Source organism: Acinetobacter sp. 25-47-130, from assembly GCF_056779705.1.
In genome coordinates this window covers 667,625-684,226 of sequence record NZ_JBWYII010000001.1, presented here as the reverse complement: position 1 = coordinate 684,226, position 16,602 = coordinate 667,625, and the positions used below count along the sequence as shown (strand labels likewise).

The 16,602-nt window shown below is 36.7% G+C and carries 20 protein-coding genes; 11 read left to right on the top strand and 9 right to left on the bottom strand.

Annotation, left to right across the window (positions count from 1 at the left end):
• Window positions 1–19: 19 nt before the first annotated feature.
• The 5 genes from AC1M83_RS03450 to AC1M83_RS03430 all read right to left on the bottom strand — a co-directional run bounded on the left by AC1M83_RS03450 (window position 20) and on the right by AC1M83_RS03430 (window position 5,202).
• Window positions 20–622 (bottom strand): nitroreductase family protein, encoded by a 603-nt coding sequence (locus AC1M83_RS03450; RefSeq protein ID WP_481590026.1) that lies wholly within the window; start codon window positions 620–622, stop codon window positions 20–22.
• A 245-nt stretch (window positions 623–867) separates the two neighbouring features.
• Complete coding sequence (locus AC1M83_RS03445; protein WP_481590025.1) at window positions 868–1,359, bottom strand: hypothetical protein; 492 nt, start codon at window positions 1,357–1,359, stop codon at window positions 868–870.
• A gap of 142 nt (window positions 1,360–1,501) precedes the next feature.
• Window positions 1,502–2,440 (bottom strand): DUF4760 domain-containing protein, encoded by a 939-nt coding sequence (locus AC1M83_RS03440; protein WP_481590024.1) that lies wholly within the window; start codon window positions 2,438–2,440, stop codon window positions 1,502–1,504.
• Between the two features lie 255 nt (window positions 2,441–2,695).
• Window positions 2,696–4,090, bottom strand: a complete 1,395-nt coding sequence (gene fumC / locus AC1M83_RS03435) for a class II fumarate hydratase (protein ID WP_481590023.1) — start codon at window positions 4,088–4,090, stop codon at window positions 2,696–2,698.
• Window positions 4,091–4,200: 110 nt separating this feature from the next.
• Window positions 4,201–5,202: an NAD-dependent epimerase/dehydratase family protein gene (locus AC1M83_RS03430; RefSeq protein WP_481590022.1), complete on the bottom strand. Its 1,002-nt coding sequence runs from the start codon at window positions 5,200–5,202 to the stop codon at window positions 4,201–4,203.
• A gap of 71 nt (window positions 5,203–5,273) precedes the next feature.
• Here AC1M83_RS03430 and tusD point away from each other — a divergent pair, with 71 nt between their 5' ends.
• The 4 genes from tusD to AC1M83_RS03410 are packed head-to-tail and all read left to right on the top strand — an operon-like array spanning window position 5,274 to window position 6,693.
• Window positions 5,274–5,642, top strand: coding sequence for a sulfurtransferase complex subunit TusD (tusD, locus tag AC1M83_RS03425; RefSeq protein WP_035267807.1), 369 nt, complete (start codon window positions 5,274–5,276; stop codon window positions 5,640–5,642).
• A 44-nt stretch (window positions 5,643–5,686) separates the two neighbouring features.
• On the top strand, window positions 5,687–6,037 hold the full coding sequence (locus AC1M83_RS03420) for a hypothetical protein (RefSeq protein WP_035267809.1): 351 nt from the start codon (window positions 5,687–5,689) through the stop codon (window positions 6,035–6,037).
• Window positions 6,038–6,042: 5 nt separating this feature from the next.
• Entirely contained in the window at window positions 6,043–6,342 is a 300-nt protein-coding gene (locus AC1M83_RS03415) for a DsrH/TusB family sulfur metabolism protein (protein ID WP_180027828.1), read from the top strand.
• Window positions 6,343–6,369: 27 nt separating this feature from the next.
• Window positions 6,370–6,693, top strand: a complete 324-nt coding sequence (locus AC1M83_RS03410) for a TusE/DsrC/DsvC family sulfur relay protein (RefSeq protein ID WP_035267814.1) — start codon at window positions 6,370–6,372, stop codon at window positions 6,691–6,693.
• A 247-nt stretch (window positions 6,694–6,940) separates the two neighbouring features.
• Here AC1M83_RS03410 and AC1M83_RS03405 read toward each other — a convergent pair whose 3' ends face one another.
• Together AC1M83_RS03405 and AC1M83_RS03400 are read right to left on the bottom strand one after the other, a co-directional pair.
• Window positions 6,941–7,312, bottom strand: a complete 372-nt coding sequence (locus AC1M83_RS03405) for a hypothetical protein (RefSeq protein ID WP_481590021.1) — start codon at window positions 7,310–7,312, stop codon at window positions 6,941–6,943.
• Entirely contained in the window at window positions 7,312–7,662 is a 351-nt protein-coding gene (locus AC1M83_RS03400; RefSeq protein WP_035267817.1) for an immunity protein Imm33 domain-containing protein, read from the bottom strand. The genes AC1M83_RS03405 and AC1M83_RS03400 overlap by 1 nt, the downstream gene beginning before the upstream one ends.
• A 154-nt stretch (window positions 7,663–7,816) precedes the next feature.
• Here AC1M83_RS03400 and AC1M83_RS03395 point away from each other — a divergent pair, with 154 nt between their 5' ends.
• The 5 genes from AC1M83_RS03395 to accC all read left to right on the top strand — a co-directional run bounded on the left by AC1M83_RS03395 (window position 7,817) and on the right by accC (window position 12,283).
• Window positions 7,817–8,434, top strand: a complete 618-nt coding sequence (locus AC1M83_RS03395; protein ID WP_257219868.1) for a LexA family protein — start codon at window positions 7,817–7,819, stop codon at window positions 8,432–8,434.
• A gap of 28 nt (window positions 8,435–8,462) precedes the next feature.
• The gene (locus AC1M83_RS03390; protein ID WP_035267823.1) at window positions 8,463–9,794 is read left to right on the top strand and encodes a Y-family DNA polymerase; all 1,332 of its coding nucleotides are present in this window, start codon (window positions 8,463–8,465) and stop codon (window positions 9,792–9,794) included.
• 236 nt (window positions 9,795–10,030) lie between these two features.
• The gene (aroQ, locus tag AC1M83_RS03385) at window positions 10,031–10,486 is read left to right on the top strand and encodes a type II 3-dehydroquinate dehydratase (RefSeq protein WP_035267826.1); all 456 of its coding nucleotides are present in this window, start codon (window positions 10,031–10,033) and stop codon (window positions 10,484–10,486) included.
• An 18-nt stretch (window positions 10,487–10,504) separates the two neighbouring features.
• Window positions 10,505–10,924 carry an acetyl-CoA carboxylase biotin carboxyl carrier protein gene (gene accB / locus AC1M83_RS03380; protein WP_035267829.1) on the top strand — a complete coding sequence of 140 codons (420 nt, stop codon included), beginning with the start codon at window positions 10,505–10,507 and terminating at the stop codon, window positions 10,922–10,924.
• 15 nt (window positions 10,925–10,939) lie between these two features.
• A complete protein-coding gene (accC, locus tag AC1M83_RS03375) occupies window positions 10,940–12,283 on the top strand; it encodes an acetyl-CoA carboxylase biotin carboxylase subunit (RefSeq protein WP_481590020.1) in 1,344 nt (447 codons plus the stop codon).
• Between the two features lie 103 nt (window positions 12,284–12,386).
• Here accC and AC1M83_RS03370 read toward each other — a convergent pair whose 3' ends face one another.
• Window positions 12,387–12,869, bottom strand: a complete 483-nt coding sequence (locus AC1M83_RS03370) for a hypothetical protein (RefSeq protein ID WP_035270703.1) — start codon at window positions 12,867–12,869, stop codon at window positions 12,387–12,389.
• Between the two features lie 252 nt (window positions 12,870–13,121).
• Between AC1M83_RS03370 and AC1M83_RS03365 the strand changes: the two genes are divergently transcribed.
• Window positions 13,122–14,588 (top strand): GGDEF domain-containing protein, encoded by a 1,467-nt coding sequence (locus AC1M83_RS03365; RefSeq protein ID WP_481590019.1) that lies wholly within the window; start codon window positions 13,122–13,124, stop codon window positions 14,586–14,588.
• A gap of 4 nt (window positions 14,589–14,592) precedes the next feature.
• Here AC1M83_RS03365 and AC1M83_RS03360 read toward each other — a convergent pair whose 3' ends face one another.
• Entirely contained in the window at window positions 14,593–15,756 is a 1,164-nt protein-coding gene (locus AC1M83_RS03360; protein ID WP_481590057.1) for an MFS transporter, read from the bottom strand.
• 605 nt (window positions 15,757–16,361) lie between these two features.
• On the opposite strand from AC1M83_RS03360, the gene AC1M83_RS03355 reads away from it, so the two are divergent.
• Complete coding sequence (locus tag AC1M83_RS03355) at window positions 16,362–16,547, top strand: hypothetical protein (RefSeq protein WP_481590018.1); 186 nt, start codon at window positions 16,362–16,364, stop codon at window positions 16,545–16,547.
• The last annotated feature ends 55 nt before the right edge of the window (window positions 16,548–16,602 follow it).

Genomic DNA, 16,602 nt, shown 5'->3' with positions numbered 1-16,602 from the left:
ATGAGTGCTTTCCCATATTTTATTTAAACACTTTAAAACGTGTGGCGTCGTCAATATAGCCTTTATCGAAAGCTTCACCTTCCTTAGATCCAAATACCAATTGTGCGCGTAGTTTCCACGAAGCTGGTATAGCCCATTCAGTTTGGACTTGATCATCTACAATCGGATTATAATGTTGAAGGTTTGCACCTAAACCTTCTGTATGCAAAGCTGTCCAAACCGCAAACTGTGCCATTGCTGTTGAATGTTCCGCCCAAATTGGGAAGTTTTCCGCATACGAAGGATATTTCTCTTGTAAGTCAGTGATCGTATCTATTTCTTCGAAAAATAATACAGTGCCTACGCCTGCAGCAAAGCTATCCATTTTTGCAGAAGTTTTTGCTGCACTCGCCTCGTCCTTCGCATATGACTTTAGCTTCTCTTTCACAAAGCCCCAAAACTTTTCATGTTCAGCGTTAAATAAAATTACCGCACGTGAAGATTGAGAGTTAAAAGATGATGGGCTTTGTTTAATCGCATTCTGAATAAGATCTGTTAAGTACTCAGGAGATTGTTCAACTGCTTTTCCTAAAGCATAAATCGTACGGCGTTTTTTAATTAAATCTAAAAATTGATTCGACATTTTCTGAAATCCTTTGGTATTTCCTCGGGGAAATACGATACTCTGACTTTTAATTCATTAGAAATACTTAATATGAGATTAAATATTCAACAAATCAAATATGTTGTAGTGTTACATTAAGCATTTATCAGACCAACATCTATCCATTTTGAACCCTAATTAGAAGATCTGATTTTATTCGTATTTTTTTTACCCAACAGTAAAAAGCCCTCCATAATAGAGGGCTTGTCTTGGCATATATAAGCTTAAAATTTAGCCTCAAGAACCTGAGCCGATACTTGGTTTTTCCATAGGGAGCGTAAGGTTGGCAAATAGAATTTTTCACCTAACTCTACTAATTCAGCATCAATCGCCGTATGAACTTCATGCATGAACAAATAGTCTAAATCTACCGTACTGAGCTTAGGGTGGTCTTTAGAAAACTTTGCTCTTTTTTGTTGAGCAGTTTTTACTAGCTGATCTGCAAATTCACGATTTTTGAATTGTGTAATGGCATTTAGACGCAGTTCAATAACACCCCAACCTGTCAGTAGGAGTTTGAACGTTTCAAAATCTTTTGTTGTTGATTCCCACGTCATGTCTTCTAGATTTTCATCTTTAGGCAGAACAGGAAGTAGTAATTCCATGATACTTGGGAAGATTTTTTTAAAGTTAAGAATAAATTTAACAGGATGTTCACCTGGATAATCTTGAAATTGAACATTTTTTTGAACATCTGTTAAATATATATCGAGCATTGAAAATTTCCGTAGATTGGCTGTCTTAAGTCTAAGATAAGAACTTTGATACAACAGCAATTAAAAGCAATGTGTATTTTAACAATTGTGACGAGTTAATCAATCTCATAATCATTACATGACTATGTGATGAAGTTTTTACTTATTTTTTTAATGTTTTACAGTTATCGCATAATAAATCTTCCTCCGTTGAATATTTCGTTAATTTCTCTATTAATCTCATGATAGCTATCATTATTAGCCACCCTGAGCCCGTTAAAATTGTTAATGTAATGTTCCGAAGATTATTAAATTTATGTTTCTTTCTATTCTGAACTTCATCATCAATACCTTGCTTACAATTGATACATTCTGGTTCTTTGTTCTCTTCCCACCTTTTATGCAAAATTTCGAGTTGATTGTAAATTTTAGGACTATCAATCTCTCTTAAATATTCAATTACAGGTTGGAAGAGGTTGTAATTAGCTTTAAGTATTGATTTGAAACTACTTTTTATTAATTCTTCATCTAAGTTGTTATGTCTGATTCCAATTGCTACAAATTCCAAAAAATTTAATAAATATGTTACAGCCGATTTTTCCTCATCTTCCAATGAATTAAATTTTTCTCTAGTCAATTGCACTTTATCTTTCGACTCTACGTTTTGATCCTTCCCCAAATTCCTTCTTATTTTGGTTGCAATATCAACCTTAGCAATATACGCAGTAGAATTCCTACTATTCATCAATACTTGTACTGAATGACTTCTTATAGTGTTTATAATTTGCACCCTTGAAGTAAAAATCCAACCAAAAACGGCAGCTATAGCTGCTAAAACCGTAACTAATGCTGTTGTTTTAAACTGCCCATCTGTATTCTCTATATCAAAATTTAGAAATTTATAATCTTCAAAAAAACTTTTCCAAATTAATATTTCTACAAACGTGATACCTAATAAAATTAAGATGAGAAGGAGTTGATTACTACTTCTAATCTTAATAAAGAAATTATCTCTACGATAAATATAAAAATAAGCAATTACAGTGACATATGGAATAATCAAAAGATAAGTATAAAAGAAATTCAATTTTATTTTACTCAAAAATAAAGCACCCTAATGGATGCTTTTTTATTACACAAATTTAAATGAGTCTCAACCTAATCCATAGCCTTCTTCAAGGATTAGACGAGCTTTATAATTATTCATGATTGTCTCCTTTGTAAAAGCCTTAAGTGACGTATGAAAGGTCGTTATATAAATAGTATTCTGAAATGAATAATTGGTCAATATATTAAAGACAGTTGCTTGTCAATATATGTTATCAACATTCAAATCATAAAATTCACCAAATCAAAATCACTTCACATTAGGTGAAACCATATTCTCAGGTACAACGACTTCATCAAACTGCTCAGCTGTGACTAAATTCAGCTCTACAGCAACTTGTTTAAGTGTTTTACCTTCCTTATATGCTGTCTTAGCAACTTTTGCCGCGTTTTCATAACCAATCACAGGATTCAATGCAGTAACTAACATCAACGAGTTATGCAAGAAATAATCAATCTTATCTTGGTTCGGCTCAATCCCCACAGCACAATGCTCATTAAAGCTATTACATGCATCACCTAGCAGCTGAATTGATTGCAGTAAATTATAAGCAATAACCGGCATAAAAACATTTAGTTCAAAATTACCTGAAGCACCAGCGATATTAATCGTCGTGTCATTACCCAAAACCTGCGCAACAACCATCGTCATAGCTTCACTTTGAGTAGGATTCACCTTACCTGGCATAATACTCGAACCTGGTTCATTTTCAGGAATACGAATCTCCCCAAAACCACAACGAGGACCACTCGCTAACCAACGAATATCATTGGCAATCTTATTTAAACTCGCAGCAAGTGTTTTCAGTGCGCCAGAAGCAAATACTGCAGCATCACGTCCTGCTAGTGCTTCAAACTTATTTGGTGCAGTCACAAAAGGTAAACCCGTAAGCTCAGCCAATTTTTTTGCTGCATTTATAGCATAATCAGGATGAGCATTTAGACCTGTCCCGACAGCTGTACCTCCTAATGGCAATTCATATAACCCTTCTAAAGCTTGCTCTAGACGCTTTAATCCATGATCGAGTTGGGATACATAACCACTGAATTCCTGACCTAAAGTTAACGGCGTTGCATCTTGTAAATGTGTACGCCCAATCTTAACGATATTTGAAAATTCTTTAGACTTCTGATGTAAAGTTTCACGTAAAGCTTGAACTGCTGGAATCAGTAACTCATTAATCTGTAAACTAGCAGCGACATGAATCGCTGTTGGAAATGAATCATTTGTAGATTGAGCTCGATTAACATGATCATTTGGGTGAACGGGTTTCTGTGCTCCAAGCGGATTACCCAGTTTTTGATTCGCAATATTTGCAATGACTTCATTACAATTCATATTACTTTGAGTACCAGAACCTGTTTGCCATACCACTAATGGAAATTGACTGTCCCATTGCCCCGTGATTACTTCTTCTGCAGCACCCACAATATAATTCGCCAATTCAGCAGGAATCTGATTTAACTCAGCATTAGTAAGTGCAGCAGCTTTTTTGACCAGCCCCATACCACGGATCATCGCACGAGGAAGTCGCTCACCACCAATTTTGAAATTTTGCAAACTGCGCTGGGTTTGAGCCCCCCACATCGCATCATTTGGTACTTCTACATCACCCATCGTGTCGTGTTCTATACGTGTTTGCATATCAGCCTCAAATATTTCGCTATTCCTTGGAAGAATCATGTTTGATTCGGATTCATCCACCGTTGATTTGATGCTAATCAAAAAAACCATAAATGTAAATGATTATCATTTCAATTATTAAAGATGCTTTGATAGTATCGCCATTGATCTTCAATCATTTGTTCTAGTGATCGATGTGCTTTCCATTTCAATAATTCAAATGCTTTTAAACTATTCGAACCAATTTGATCTAATTCTTGGAAAACATAATCAGTTTCCTCAGTTCTAATTTTTGTTTCAGTCACTTTTTCAACTGTATTGATCAAGTTTTGAATTGAACTTGGCTGACCTGCGATATCAAATGCTTCGCACGTTGATCTTTGATTAAATAACCACTTTAAAGTTGCAATGACTGCCTCGCACACATCAATGACATGCACAAAACTTCGTTCAACCGTTTGGTCTTTTGTCTTGGCATTCTTTTGTAATTGAATGGAATCGCGCTGCATGGCTGCGACTTGTAACACCAAAGGCAAAATATTTTTAGGTAAAGGGGCAACCACTTCACCCAAAACTCCATGTTCAAAAGCACCAGCTACATTTGCTAGTCTCAGGATCGCAATACTCCATTCTTCGTCCGTTTTAGAGGTATCACGGATGATCTCTTCAATCATTTGCTGGGATTTAATATAAGGGTTTGGATTGGCAAAATTGAGAGGATGTTCTTCATTTAAATTCAAACTCGAAGTGCCATAAACCGCCATACTTGAAAGATGCAATAATGTTCGTACACCAGTTCGTTGCATTGCACGCATCAGACTCATAATGCAACTGACATTATCATTATAATATTCAAGCGGTTTTAAGCGAGACTCCTCTAAAGACTTAAATCCTGCAGTATGTATAACAGCACGGATTGAGTACTGCTCAAAAACTTTATTCAGAGCAGGCGTATTTCTAACATCTAGCTTTACAAAAGGTACATACATTCCAGAAATGTATTCAAGACGTTCAAGTGTTTGTAAATTCGCATTGGCAAGATTATCTACAATGACGACTTCTTGACCATGTGCCAATAAGCTTAAAACAACGTGTGAACCTATAAAGCCTAATCCACCTGTCACTAAAATCATTGTATACTACCTTTTTGTTTAAAAGCCTGAACAAGCTATTTTCAGTTTGATCACCCTATGCGAAGTTTTAAATGAGTACGTTATTACTAATTACCTCGGCACCTAGCTCAATCCATGCTTGGCATGCATTAGGACTCGCACAATCATTGCAAGCGAAAGGCGAAATTTTTCGAGTTTTCTTTTATCAAGACGGCGTTCAAGTTGCAAACAACTTACAGTGGTCGCCAGATGATCAAAGAAGTCTCACACAAGAGTGGCAAAAATTAAATATCAAACTTCCTGTTTGCGTAAGTGCTGCCCTAGCACGTGGAATCACTGATGCTGAAAATGCTCAACGCCATCACATTGAGTCCCATAATCTGGCTGAAGGTTTTCAGCTGGTAGGACTCGGTGAATTGGCAGATGCTGTCTCATCTTCAGCACGTCTAGTTCAATTCTAAATTATTCATTTTTCATTGATTGTTGCAATTGAAAGGTAAATTGTGTGAAATCTGTACTGGTTATATTAACCCAATCAAATCTCAACTCGCTACAAGTTCATGAGAGCCTTTCTGCAACCATGGTTTTAGCAACTTTTGGCGCTGAAGTAAAAGTTTTATTGCAAGGCGCAGCTTTAAGTTTACTCCGTTCCGAATTAAGCTTCGAACCCATTAAACATGCGTTTAAACTGGCTTCCAACCTCGTCGATAGCTTTGAGTTTTATGATCTAAGCCCTATTTTGGTTGAATCCAATCAACAAGATAATCCCTTTGTTCAACATACTACGCATGAAATTAAATTTATTGAATTTAATAAAGAGTTAATTCAAAGCTTTGACCATGTACTGTATTGGTAACTCATATGACCGATAAAACGCTTTATTTAATACAATCTCAATTTGCAAATACTGAACATTGTATTCAACAGGTTCAAAAATCACTGGATACTAATGATGCTTTAGTGCTTATGGGGGATGCGGTGTTGGCATTGTTTACACCATCTGTACTTACGATTCAAAACAAGGTCTACGTTTTAGATCGAGATGCTGAGTTATTACCTTCGCATCTATTGAACGGCGAGTATTTTCAAATTGAAGTGATTGATTACACCACTTTTGCAGATATCATTCTGGGCTTTACACGCTGTATTAGCCTTAAATAAAACAAATTTATTGACTTAGGTTTTACCATGACCACTGAATTATCCCTTGAACTCGATCAAGATGGTCATTTAGTTGACTATACCATTTGGAATGAAAATGTAGCGCAAGTACTCGCGAATACACTCGAGCTTGAGCTAACAGCTTGGCATTTCGAAGTATTGCATGCGGTGCGTCAGTTCTACGCTCAATTTGGTCATTCTCCTGCAACTCGTCCCTTAATCAAATTTTTAATGAAACACGTCAGCGCTGACATTGATAATGCAGTATTGCAAGAAAAGTTTAAAACAGGCCTAGTTGCTCGCCATCTAAGTCGATTAGCCGGAATACCAAAGCCCGCCAATTGCCTGTAAACCAAAACTACTTTTTGATTTACATAGCATATCGAGTCAGTTCGTAGCTTAAAAAAATGAATTAATCAGTGAAATAGACATTAATAAACCCGCTATGCAGCGGGTTTAGACATCACCTAGACTAATGATGGTTAAGATGTCGCGTGTCAATCAGGGAAATTGGAATACGTCAACTCAACGCAAAAAATTATAATAAAGCTCGAGTTATCAATTCAGTCCAAATTCATATCAATATCTGACAAATTTGCTAGTTTGCGCTACACCAATCATCAATTGTCATGCCCGATTGCTGAAAACTCGTAGATTGCTGATTTAAATAAAATTGCGCAATACGTTTCATTACATGTGCTTGTTCAACTTGAATAAACTGGTCTGCTAAACCAACAATGTTTTGATAGGCCTTTAACCTTGCGCATAAAGCAAGTTGTTGCTCCATCGGTGTGGCTGTACTGTGTTCATCATCTAAAATCTGCTTGGTTTGTTCGATCAGCTGCATTTCATGATCCAGTTTTTGCTGATACACCATCTGTTGTGCATCAATCAAATCATTCGCTACAACCTGTTGTGATACAACAAAACTTAAACCTACAAAAATCAACCTCACCCATAACATGCGCATTAGATTCCTAAATCAGGCTCAGCTTTCCAAACATCCTCATAATCATCTCGATCAATCATAAAACGGAAACCTGTTTCCAATGCAAGAAATGGAATGGCATCGGGTAAAATTTCTTCAAGCTCTTTCACCGTCATCGTCTCAAAAAAATCTTCGCCCTCGCCTAATTCACCACCATAAATAAACCATGCCACTTTCTCACCTGGTTCAGGCTTATTACGCAAACCGACGATTGGCTCTTGATCTAAAGTATGCTTAGCCACAGCAACAACATCATCTTCATTCACTTTGATGTAAGCAGAATCAAACTCCTCACAGACTAATTTTTGCTCTTCAATAAAATCTTGCAACATGGATGATTCCATTTTCATCATAAATTTAGACCTAATTTTAAGCATAGTGTCGTATAAGCACAATCAATCCGACGAAACAATCTGTTTTTACAATGTTTTTTTTGCTATCTTGATTTTGTTACATATTCAAGATTAAATGGGGGGGGAATTTCATATGAGCAGCAATTCAAATATTTCAGCAACAAATACCGCTTCTCTACATGGTGGTAAACGTGCCAATGCAGGTCGAAAATCACAGTTTTCAGAAAAAACAGTAGTAATGCGTGTTCCTGAATCAAAAGTGATTCAAATTAAAGAATGGTTAAAAATACGACCTGAAGATGATTTCAATCAACAAATTGAAATTTCACCAATCCAATTTAGAACACGTTTAAAAATCGCCTATCCTATTGAATCTGTGGCAGCAGGCTTCCCTTCCCCAGCACAAGATTATGTAGAAGGACATATTGATCTAAATGAATACTTGGTTCACAACGTAGCATCTACTTTTATACTACGCGTAAATTCGTTATCAATGAAAAATGCAGGGATTGAAGTTGGTGATCAAATCTTGATTGACCGGAGTTTGAATGCAGAACATGGTGATATCGTCTTGGCGCTGATTAATAATGAATTCACAGTAAAAAGATTAATGTTAGAAAAACAAAATGATGGAACGATCCTTTTATGGTTAAAAGCCGAGAATCCAGACTACCCTGACATCTATCCTCGTAGCGAAGAACAAATCATGGTCTGGGGTGTAGTGACTTGTATTTTAAAAAAACTGAAATAAATTGATCTAAGCAGTTCACCCTACTCCTATGCAAAATATTTATCATCAAGAGATTTTTGCGCTCATTGATATTAATAACTGCTATGTCAGTTGTGAGCGTGTATTTAATCCAAGTTTAAATGGTCAACCGGTCGTTGTTTTAAGTAATAACGATGGTTGTGTCGTATCTCGTAGTGAGGAAGCGAAAGCTCTCAATATTGGCATGGCCGTGCCATGGTATGAAATTGAAAAAGATATGCTTAAGGCTGGTGTTAAAGTATTTTCAAGCAACTATGCCCTCTACGGCGATATGTCTAGTCGCTTTTTCACTATTTTAGAGCAACACTTTCATGCAGATTCAGATCTAGAGCCCTATTCAATTGATGAATGTTTTATTCGCCTAACACATTATCAAAGTCTTTTTGATTTAGAAAAATTTTGTCGAGAATTAGTCGACCGTATTCAACAATGGATCGGTTTGCCTTGTTGTATCGGGATTGGTTACAGTAAAACACAAGCTAAACTCGCCAATCACTTTGCCAAAAAACGTTCTGGTTTTAACCGAGTGTGTTCTTTATTGGATTTGGATCCATGCAGTTTTGATCAATTACTTATAGAAACCTCAGTATCGGAAATTTGGGGCGTAGGTCGAAAAATTAGTAAACAACTTGAAAGTTACGGTATTTATAATTGCTATGACTTAACTTTTGCCAATGAACACTATTTGATGAAGCAGTTTTCAGTGCTCATGGGGCGTACCATTCGTGAGCTAAAAGGTCAGTCCTGTATTTCACTAGAAGATCCTGATTTACCGTCTAAACGAATCTTAGCATCACGAAGTTTTGCATCAGCATTAAAGGATAAAGCATTAATCAAGCAAGCCATGATTTTTCATTTAAGTCGGGCTCATGAGCGTTTAACCAAGCAAGAACAATTATGCGCCTGTGTCCATGTGTCTCTTTATGAAAAAATTCCAGTAAAACCATTCAAGAAATCACATTCTCATGTAATTGGTTTGGAATATCCGACGGATGATTTATTAATCCTGACCCATGCAGCACAACAGCAAATTGATGTTTTATTTAAAGAAAATATACGTTATGTAAAAGTTTCCGTCATGTTTTCTGCTTTGAGTGCTAAAAAAACACATACACATGACCTTTGGCAGCCTCATGATTTAATCCAGCAGCGAGATTCACTCATGACAACAATTGGCGCTATGAAAAACCGCTTTGGAAAGCATTGTATTCAAGTGGGCTATCATACCAATCAACAACAATGGAAAATGAAGCAATTGCACCACTCTCCACGCTATACCACCTCATGGTCAGAAATGCTGACTATTGATGACTCACATATGGCGGTTACACAAAACAAATGAATACTTTTGGTCAATTCGGTTTAAAATAGCAGACTCGAAGAATTAAAAGAAAAATGTAATTTTTTAACATTGCCAATTGACTGCAAAGTTCTCAAAATACAGCTCATTGACGACATTGTTTTTTTGCTATTTTTGAAACAAAATATAAATGAAAAGCTTAAAAACATGCCATAATATGCAAACTTTGCAGGCATCTTGCAAGGTTATATTGCAACTTTCATATTGGAGCTGTCTTCATGAGTTCGACCATTTTGGTCATACATGGACCAAATTTAAATTTGCTAGGAAAGCGAGAACCTGAAGTTTACGGACACTTAACTTTAGACGATATCAATCATCAACTCATACAGCAAGCTCAAGAAAGTTCAATTCAACTTGAAACCTTCCAAAGCAATTGGGAAGGTGCCATTGTCGACCGAATTCATCAAGCCCAAATTGATGGTATAAAATTTATCATCATCAATCCTGCTGCACTGACCCACACCTCAGTAGCAGTACGTGATGCCCTATTAGGTGTTGCGATCCCATTTATTGAAGTTCACCTTTCAAATGTTCACGCACGTGAAGCATTTAGACACCACTCTTATCTCTCAGATAAAGCTGTCGGTGTCATTTGTGGACTAGGCGCACAGGGTTATTCATTTGCATTAACTCATGCCGTGCAAAAAATTCAAACTTCTACACATCTTTAACCTTAGGAATACGAATTCATGGATATTCGCAAAATTAAAAAGCTCATCGACTTAATGATTGAATCGGATCTTCAATCTATTGAAGTAAAAGAAGGTGATCAATCCATTGCTTTAGCGCGTCGTAATCCTATCGTAGCCGCTGGTGTTGCACCAATACAATCTGCTGCGCCAGAAGCTCCAGTTGTGAAACCAGCTTCTCGTGGTGCTGTTGAAACCTCACCAATGGTTGGCGTGTTCTATGCTGCACCAAGTCCAGGCGAAGCACCATTTGTAAATGTAGGACAAACTGTTTCAGCAGGCGAAACGCTTGGAATTATTGAAGCAATGAAAATCATGAACCCAATTGAGGCAACTCAAAGTGGTGTGATTGAAGAAATTTTAGTTAAAAATGGTGATGTAATCCAATTCGGTCAACCTTTATTCCGCTACCGCGCGTAATCGTTGGGGGTTGGTATGTTGCAAAAAGTTCTCATTGCCAACCGAGGTGAAATTGCACTGCGTATTACACGTGCTTGCAAAACACTCGGTATTAAAACAGTCGGTATCTACTCGGATGCCGATAAAGACCTCATGCATTTACGCTTTGTTGATGAAGCCGTTTGTATTGGTCCTGGTGCAAGTAGCGAAAGTTATCTAAATATTCCTGCAATTATTACAGCAGCGGAAGTGACTGGTGCAGATGCAATTCATCCAGGTTATGGCTTTTTATCAGAAAATGCTGAATTTGCTGAGATTGTAGAAAGTTCTGGTTTTATCTTTATTGGTCCACGTCCTGAACATATTCGCCTTATGGGGAATAAAGTGTCAGCGATTATGGCGATGCGTAAAGCTGGTGTACCAACCGTTCCAGGTTCAGCTCATGCTGTAACACCAAACAATGCCTTGGCCGAAGCAAAAGAGATTGGCTTCCCACTTATCGTTAAAGCTGCTGCTGGTGGTGGCGGTCGCGGTATGCGAATTGTTGAACGTGTTGATACACTGTTGGAGTCTGTACAAGCAGCTCAACGTGATGCTGAAATGTGGTTCGGTGATGATACGGTTTACATGGAACGTTTCCTTCAAAAGCCACGCCATGTTGAAGTACAGGTAATTGGCGATGGTAATGGTCACGCCGTACATTTATATGATCGTGACTGTTCATTACAACGTCGTCATCAAAAAGTGCTTGAGGAAGCTCCTGCTCCGAACCTTCCAGAAGAAGCTCGTGCTGAAATTTTAGCAGCTTGCGTAAAAGCATGCGAATTAATGCAGTATCGTGGCGCAGGCACGTTCGAATTCTTATTTGAAGATGGTGAGTTCTTCTTTATTGAGATGAATACACGTGTTCAAGTAGAACATCCTGTGACTGAAATGGTAACGGGTGTCGATATTATTGAACAACAGCTTCGTGTAGCCGCTGGTCTTGGTTTAAATCTAGAACAAGATCAAATCAAAGTACACGGTCATGCAATTGAATGCCGTATTAATGCAGAAGATCCAACCACCTTCCTTCCATCACCAGGTAAAATCGAGCAATTCTACACACCTGGTGGTGCAGGCATCCGTTTAGATTCTCATATCTATCCAGGTTATAGCATTCCACCTTACTATGATTCGATGATTGCAAAATTAATCGCACATGGTAAAGATCGCGAAACCGCTTTGGCTCGTATGAAACAAGCCTTAGATGAAATGATCTTAACAGGAATCAAAACCAATATTCCGCTACACAAAGATCTCATCCTTGAAGATAAGAACTTTGCAGAACAGGCTATGGATATTCACTACTTAGAGAAACATTTGTTGAAACAGGTATAAGGACATAGCGAAGCTGAGTAATTACAGCTTTACAAGATGAATAAAAAAGCCTCTTTTTCAGGAGGCTTTTTTTTATTGAAGAATACGCTGCAAAGATTTTAGCTCATGGCAATATACGATTAAGTTTTGCAAAACATTGTCCACCCTTTTCAGATGCACAGAAATTGATTTGATTCGGATTGTCCCATTTTACAAAATATTGAGACAAATCTCCTGCCTGATCTACTTGATTACCAGAGCAGTCTTTTTCGTTGTTCTCATAATTGACTTGCATGACCAAGGTAGGCAACAAGCCCGAAGAGCTGTCTTGAGATGGTTGATACTCAAATAAACCGACCGACCACTCTTTAGCACTATTCACGACCACCTCATTGTTACCACGGAAATTATAATACTCAACACATTTTTTATTATTTGGAATTTCCATTCCCCATAAACCTAAAATTTCTGGGCGCATGTTGATTCGAATATTATTTTCAGGCTGTTGTAAATCAGCACCTTTAGCTTGCGCTTGGACATTTTGATCGGCAGAAGAAAAAGACGTCATTAATAAAAGTAAAGGTGCAAAAAAAACTGTTTTTTTCATACAACATCTATAGGTCAACGTTTAGAGCTAAATTAGCACATTTCAGCAAGAAAACTCATAGAATTAACGTGATAAGAACAATTTTATATAAGAAAATGAATTCCCTATTGATGAACTTTAAATCATCAGCAGTTTAATGCGATCTATTGATTTATTAGTGCAAAAATATATTCTTATCAGAATAATATTCATTCTATACCTCACAGAAAGCTTAAAAATATAAGCTTTTATGCAAGGGAATATACGTTAAGTATGACCATATGGATACGAACAGAGCTGATTAAAAACAATGCACAATCTTTTTTGATTGTCATGCTCATCATTACACTTTGTGCTTTGGCTGGAATACTTGGTCGACCTCTCTCATTTCTTGCAATTTTCTGGCCTGCAAATGCCGTACTACTAGGTCTTTTTTTAAGATTTAGTTATCTCAATAATCTTGGTGGCTGGCTTGGGGCCTTTTCTGGGTATATGCTTGCAGACCTAGGTACTGGCAACACTTTACAACTTACTTGGTTGTTAACTCTTGCTAACTTGCTAAACCCATTAGTGACCTTATACCTACTGAACCGGTTAAAAATCAATTATCAAGAATTCAATAAAGGTCTTACATTTGTTTACTTATTTTTAATTAGTGCTTTTGGAGGGTGCCTAGCGAGCCCAACCTTTGCGATTTTAACCATCCCTTATGTTCCTAACAGCTTTATGGAGCTCAGCCGTATTTGGGTTGATTTTGGCATGTGGTGGAGTGGTGAAATTCTTAACTTTGTCGCTTTTTTACCTATTGTTCTCGCATTACCAAGCAAAACTACAGTTCAACAATATTTTGTAAATCAAAAAAATCAACGTTTAAGTTTGCCCCTTGTCTTACCCTTCATATTTGTCGTTGTATCTGTAATTCTAACTCACTTTTTTATTGGCCCTGGCGCCATCATGTTCCCGATCGGAGCACTCATCTGGGCAGCATTAACCTACAATTTATTGTTGGTTGCAATCATCAACTGCTTTGTATGTATGTTCTTATACAACAGCTTAAGTGCATATTATCTAACAGAATCTCCAGAAGCATTTATTTCGACAACACTGTCTGTTCGCATCGGTCTTTTCATGCTGGCTTTAGGCCCACTAACATTATCAATTATTAGTTTGAATCGCCAAAAGCTATATCACCAAATATTATATTTAGCGAACCATGACAGTTTAACAACGACTATGAATCGCCGATATTTTTATGAAGAAAGCGAAAAGACGATAGACTCAACTCATAGGGAGGCGAAATCCAATATTCACAGCGTGTCTATTCTACTACTCGATATTGACCACTTTAAAAAAATTAATGATCAATATGGACATGAAATAGGTGATATTGTTCTCAAAGACTTTAGCAATATCGTCAGATCTCAAATTAGATCAAATGATTTATTCGGTAGAGTTGGCGGTGAAGAATTTGCCATCTTAATTAAAGATAGTAACCTACCAGCCTGCATTGAAATCGCACAGCGTATATGCGACCGCGTGGCAGAAACACCGATTATGATCAGGCAAAATCAACATCTCAATATTAGTGTAAGCATAGGTTTAAGTTATCAACAACTTCCGTCTGGCACCCCATTCCAACAATTGATTAATCGTGCAGACGTTGCCCTTTATCAAGCGAAATCTGCAGGACGAAATAGATTATGCGTGGATCCGCAATTACTATTTACTCAAACATCATAAGTCACTATCTTGCTTCAGTGGGCTTGAGATTTGGTAAAGCGGATAAAAATATGAAACCAATCAACGTTGAAGCTCCTGCAATGATAAAAATATAGCTGCCAGAAATCAGCTCCCAATATTGTCCTGCCAATACGCTTCCAGATGCCACACCCAAGCCCCACATCGTACTATACAAAGCTTGAGCTCTACCCTGCTGCCCAGCAGAAAAGTGCTCAAAAATAATGCGCATCGCCAATAAGTGAAATAAACCGAAACTGAATGCATGCATTGTCTGGGAGAGAAATTGGAGAACAAAACTTTCAGGAAATAAACCAACAATCAAAAACCTAAGCCCAGTCATCCATAAACAGATCGCAACCAAATGACGCCATGTAAAACGATTTAAAAAAAATGATGCATAGGCAAACATCATGATTTCAGCAATAACACCTGTTGACCAAAGAAATCCTGTTGCTGTGGTACTAAATCCAGATGACTGTAAGTAATTGCTATAAAAACTATAGAATGGTGCTTGAGCAAACAACATAATGAACTCAATTAAGAAAATTGCTTTCACAACTGGTTGTTTTAAAACTGGAATAATGGATTCAAGTGTTTTTTGGGCTTTTGGTGCGCCCTTCGGTTCTTTTACTGTAAATGACCATAAGAACGCTAGAAATGAAATACTCAGTAATAAAATCGGGAGATATTGAATATCAATAATTTCAAGAATTAGACCAATAAAGAAAACACCAACAATAAACCCAATCGATCCCCATTTTCTCACTTTGCCATAAAGTTCATTTCGATTTTCGCCTAACCAAAATAATGTAACGCCTTCAAATTGAGCAAGTATCGCATTTTGAAAAAAGCTGAAGATCAACATTAACAAGGCAATTGATTGAAAATTATTGGGTATAATAAAAATGAGGAACCATATACTCGCTTCCATCCATGTTGCGATTCGCACCAATAGCATTCTTTTACCCGTTTTATCCGCCACCCAACCCCAAATAAACGGCGCAAAAAAACGTGTCATGATTGCAATTGCACTAAGCCACCCAATCTCTAAAAAGCTAAATCCCTGATCTTTCAGATATAGACTCCAATACGGCATGAAGGTACCGACAATCGCATAGTAGAAAAAGTAGAATCCACCTAGTTTTGTTTTAATTGGCAACGCTTGTATCATATTGCAATTACCTGTGCTTTCAATGACTTAATACTATTTAACAGTTGCATACATTTGTTACCACTTAGGTGTAATTGCACTTCATCAGTCTACAAATCAGTCTACAAATTTATTTTTTTGTAGACTCTTCATTTTTTGTAGACTGAAGATATTTACGTCTTAGAAAATAATTCTGTGATCATTTTCATCAGAATTAATTGTTAGTAAGTTACTAAAGAAATTTTATACTTTACCTATAAGGTTTCCTACCCAATTTTGCTATTTCTCTTTTTTGAGTATTCAGCGGATAGCATAACTTGCAAAGTATTGAAAAAATTTCAATCTATAGATTGTGTCGCACTAGACTGGGGTAATAGAGTTTGATGAGGAGATTATTGCTAAATTGCTAATGTAAAAATTTATAACAATGCATGAGTAAGAGTTTTTATAAATTACAAATATATTAATTTAAATATTATATTAATAATCGATTAATATCAGGCACTCATAATAAATATTTCTAAAACTATAAATCTTGATACATATTCAGGGTATCTATTAATAAATATAAGGCACATGCTGAGTTTGTCGATAATACTATTGACAATTCAAGGACAATCATTATGTCAAATTTCACAAAGTCAAGTGACTCTAAAACCCAGCAACAGAACCAGCAACAATCAAATCCTGCAGGCGATAATACGCAAAAAACTCAGCAAGAAAAAAATAAGGAACAGCAATTAAATGCTGAGAACAGACAAACTAAAGATGCTCCGAAAGAGCATACTGAGGTCGAAGTTAAAAAATAACTTATAACTCAGAATTCTTAAATCATTTAAAAGGTTTAACTCCTTTTAGGTGATT

Coding starts and splice junctions, on each gene's coding strand:
- AC1M83_RS03450 (WP_481590026.1), bottom strand. CDS start 622: ATGTCGAATCAATTTTTAGATTTAATTAAAAAACGCCGTACGATTTAT.
- AC1M83_RS03445 (WP_481590025.1), bottom strand. CDS start 1,359: ATGCTCGATATATATTTAACAGATGTTCAAAAAAATGTTCAATTTCAA.
- fumC (WP_481590023.1), bottom strand. CDS start 4,090: ATGCAAACACGTATAGAACACGACACGATGGGTGATGTAGAAGTACCA.
- AC1M83_RS03430 (WP_481590022.1), bottom strand. CDS start 5,202: ATGATTTTAGTGACAGGTGGATTAGGCTTTATAGGTTCACACGTTGTT.
- tusD (WP_035267807.1), top strand. CDS start 5,274: ATGAGTACGTTATTACTAATTACCTCGGCACCTAGCTCAATCCATGCT.
- AC1M83_RS03415 (WP_180027828.1), top strand. CDS start 6,043: ATGACCGATAAAACGCTTTATTTAATACAATCTCAATTTGCAAATACT.
- AC1M83_RS03410 (WP_035267814.1), top strand. CDS start 6,370: ATGACCACTGAATTATCCCTTGAACTCGATCAAGATGGTCATTTAGTT.
- AC1M83_RS03405 (WP_481590021.1), bottom strand. CDS start 7,312: ATGCGCATGTTATGGGTGAGGTTGATTTTTGTAGGTTTAAGTTTTGTT.
- AC1M83_RS03400 (WP_035267817.1), bottom strand. CDS start 7,662: ATGTTGCAAGATTTTATTGAAGAGCAAAAATTAGTCTGTGAGGAGTTT.
- AC1M83_RS03395 (WP_257219868.1), top strand. CDS start 7,817: ATGAGCAGCAATTCAAATATTTCAGCAACAAATACCGCTTCTCTACAT.
- AC1M83_RS03390 (WP_035267823.1), top strand. CDS start 8,463: ATGCAAAATATTTATCATCAAGAGATTTTTGCGCTCATTGATATTAAT.
- aroQ (WP_035267826.1), top strand. CDS start 10,031: ATGAGTTCGACCATTTTGGTCATACATGGACCAAATTTAAATTTGCTA.
- accB (WP_035267829.1), top strand. CDS start 10,505: ATGGATATTCGCAAAATTAAAAAGCTCATCGACTTAATGATTGAATCG.
- accC (WP_481590020.1), top strand. CDS start 10,940: ATGTTGCAAAAAGTTCTCATTGCCAACCGAGGTGAAATTGCACTGCGT.
- AC1M83_RS03370 (WP_035270703.1), bottom strand. CDS start 12,869: ATGAAAAAAACAGTTTTTTTTGCACCTTTACTTTTATTAATGACGTCT.
- AC1M83_RS03365 (WP_481590019.1), top strand. CDS start 13,122: ATGACCATATGGATACGAACAGAGCTGATTAAAAACAATGCACAATCT.
- AC1M83_RS03355 (WP_481590018.1), top strand. CDS start 16,362: ATGTCAAATTTCACAAAGTCAAGTGACTCTAAAACCCAGCAACAGAAC.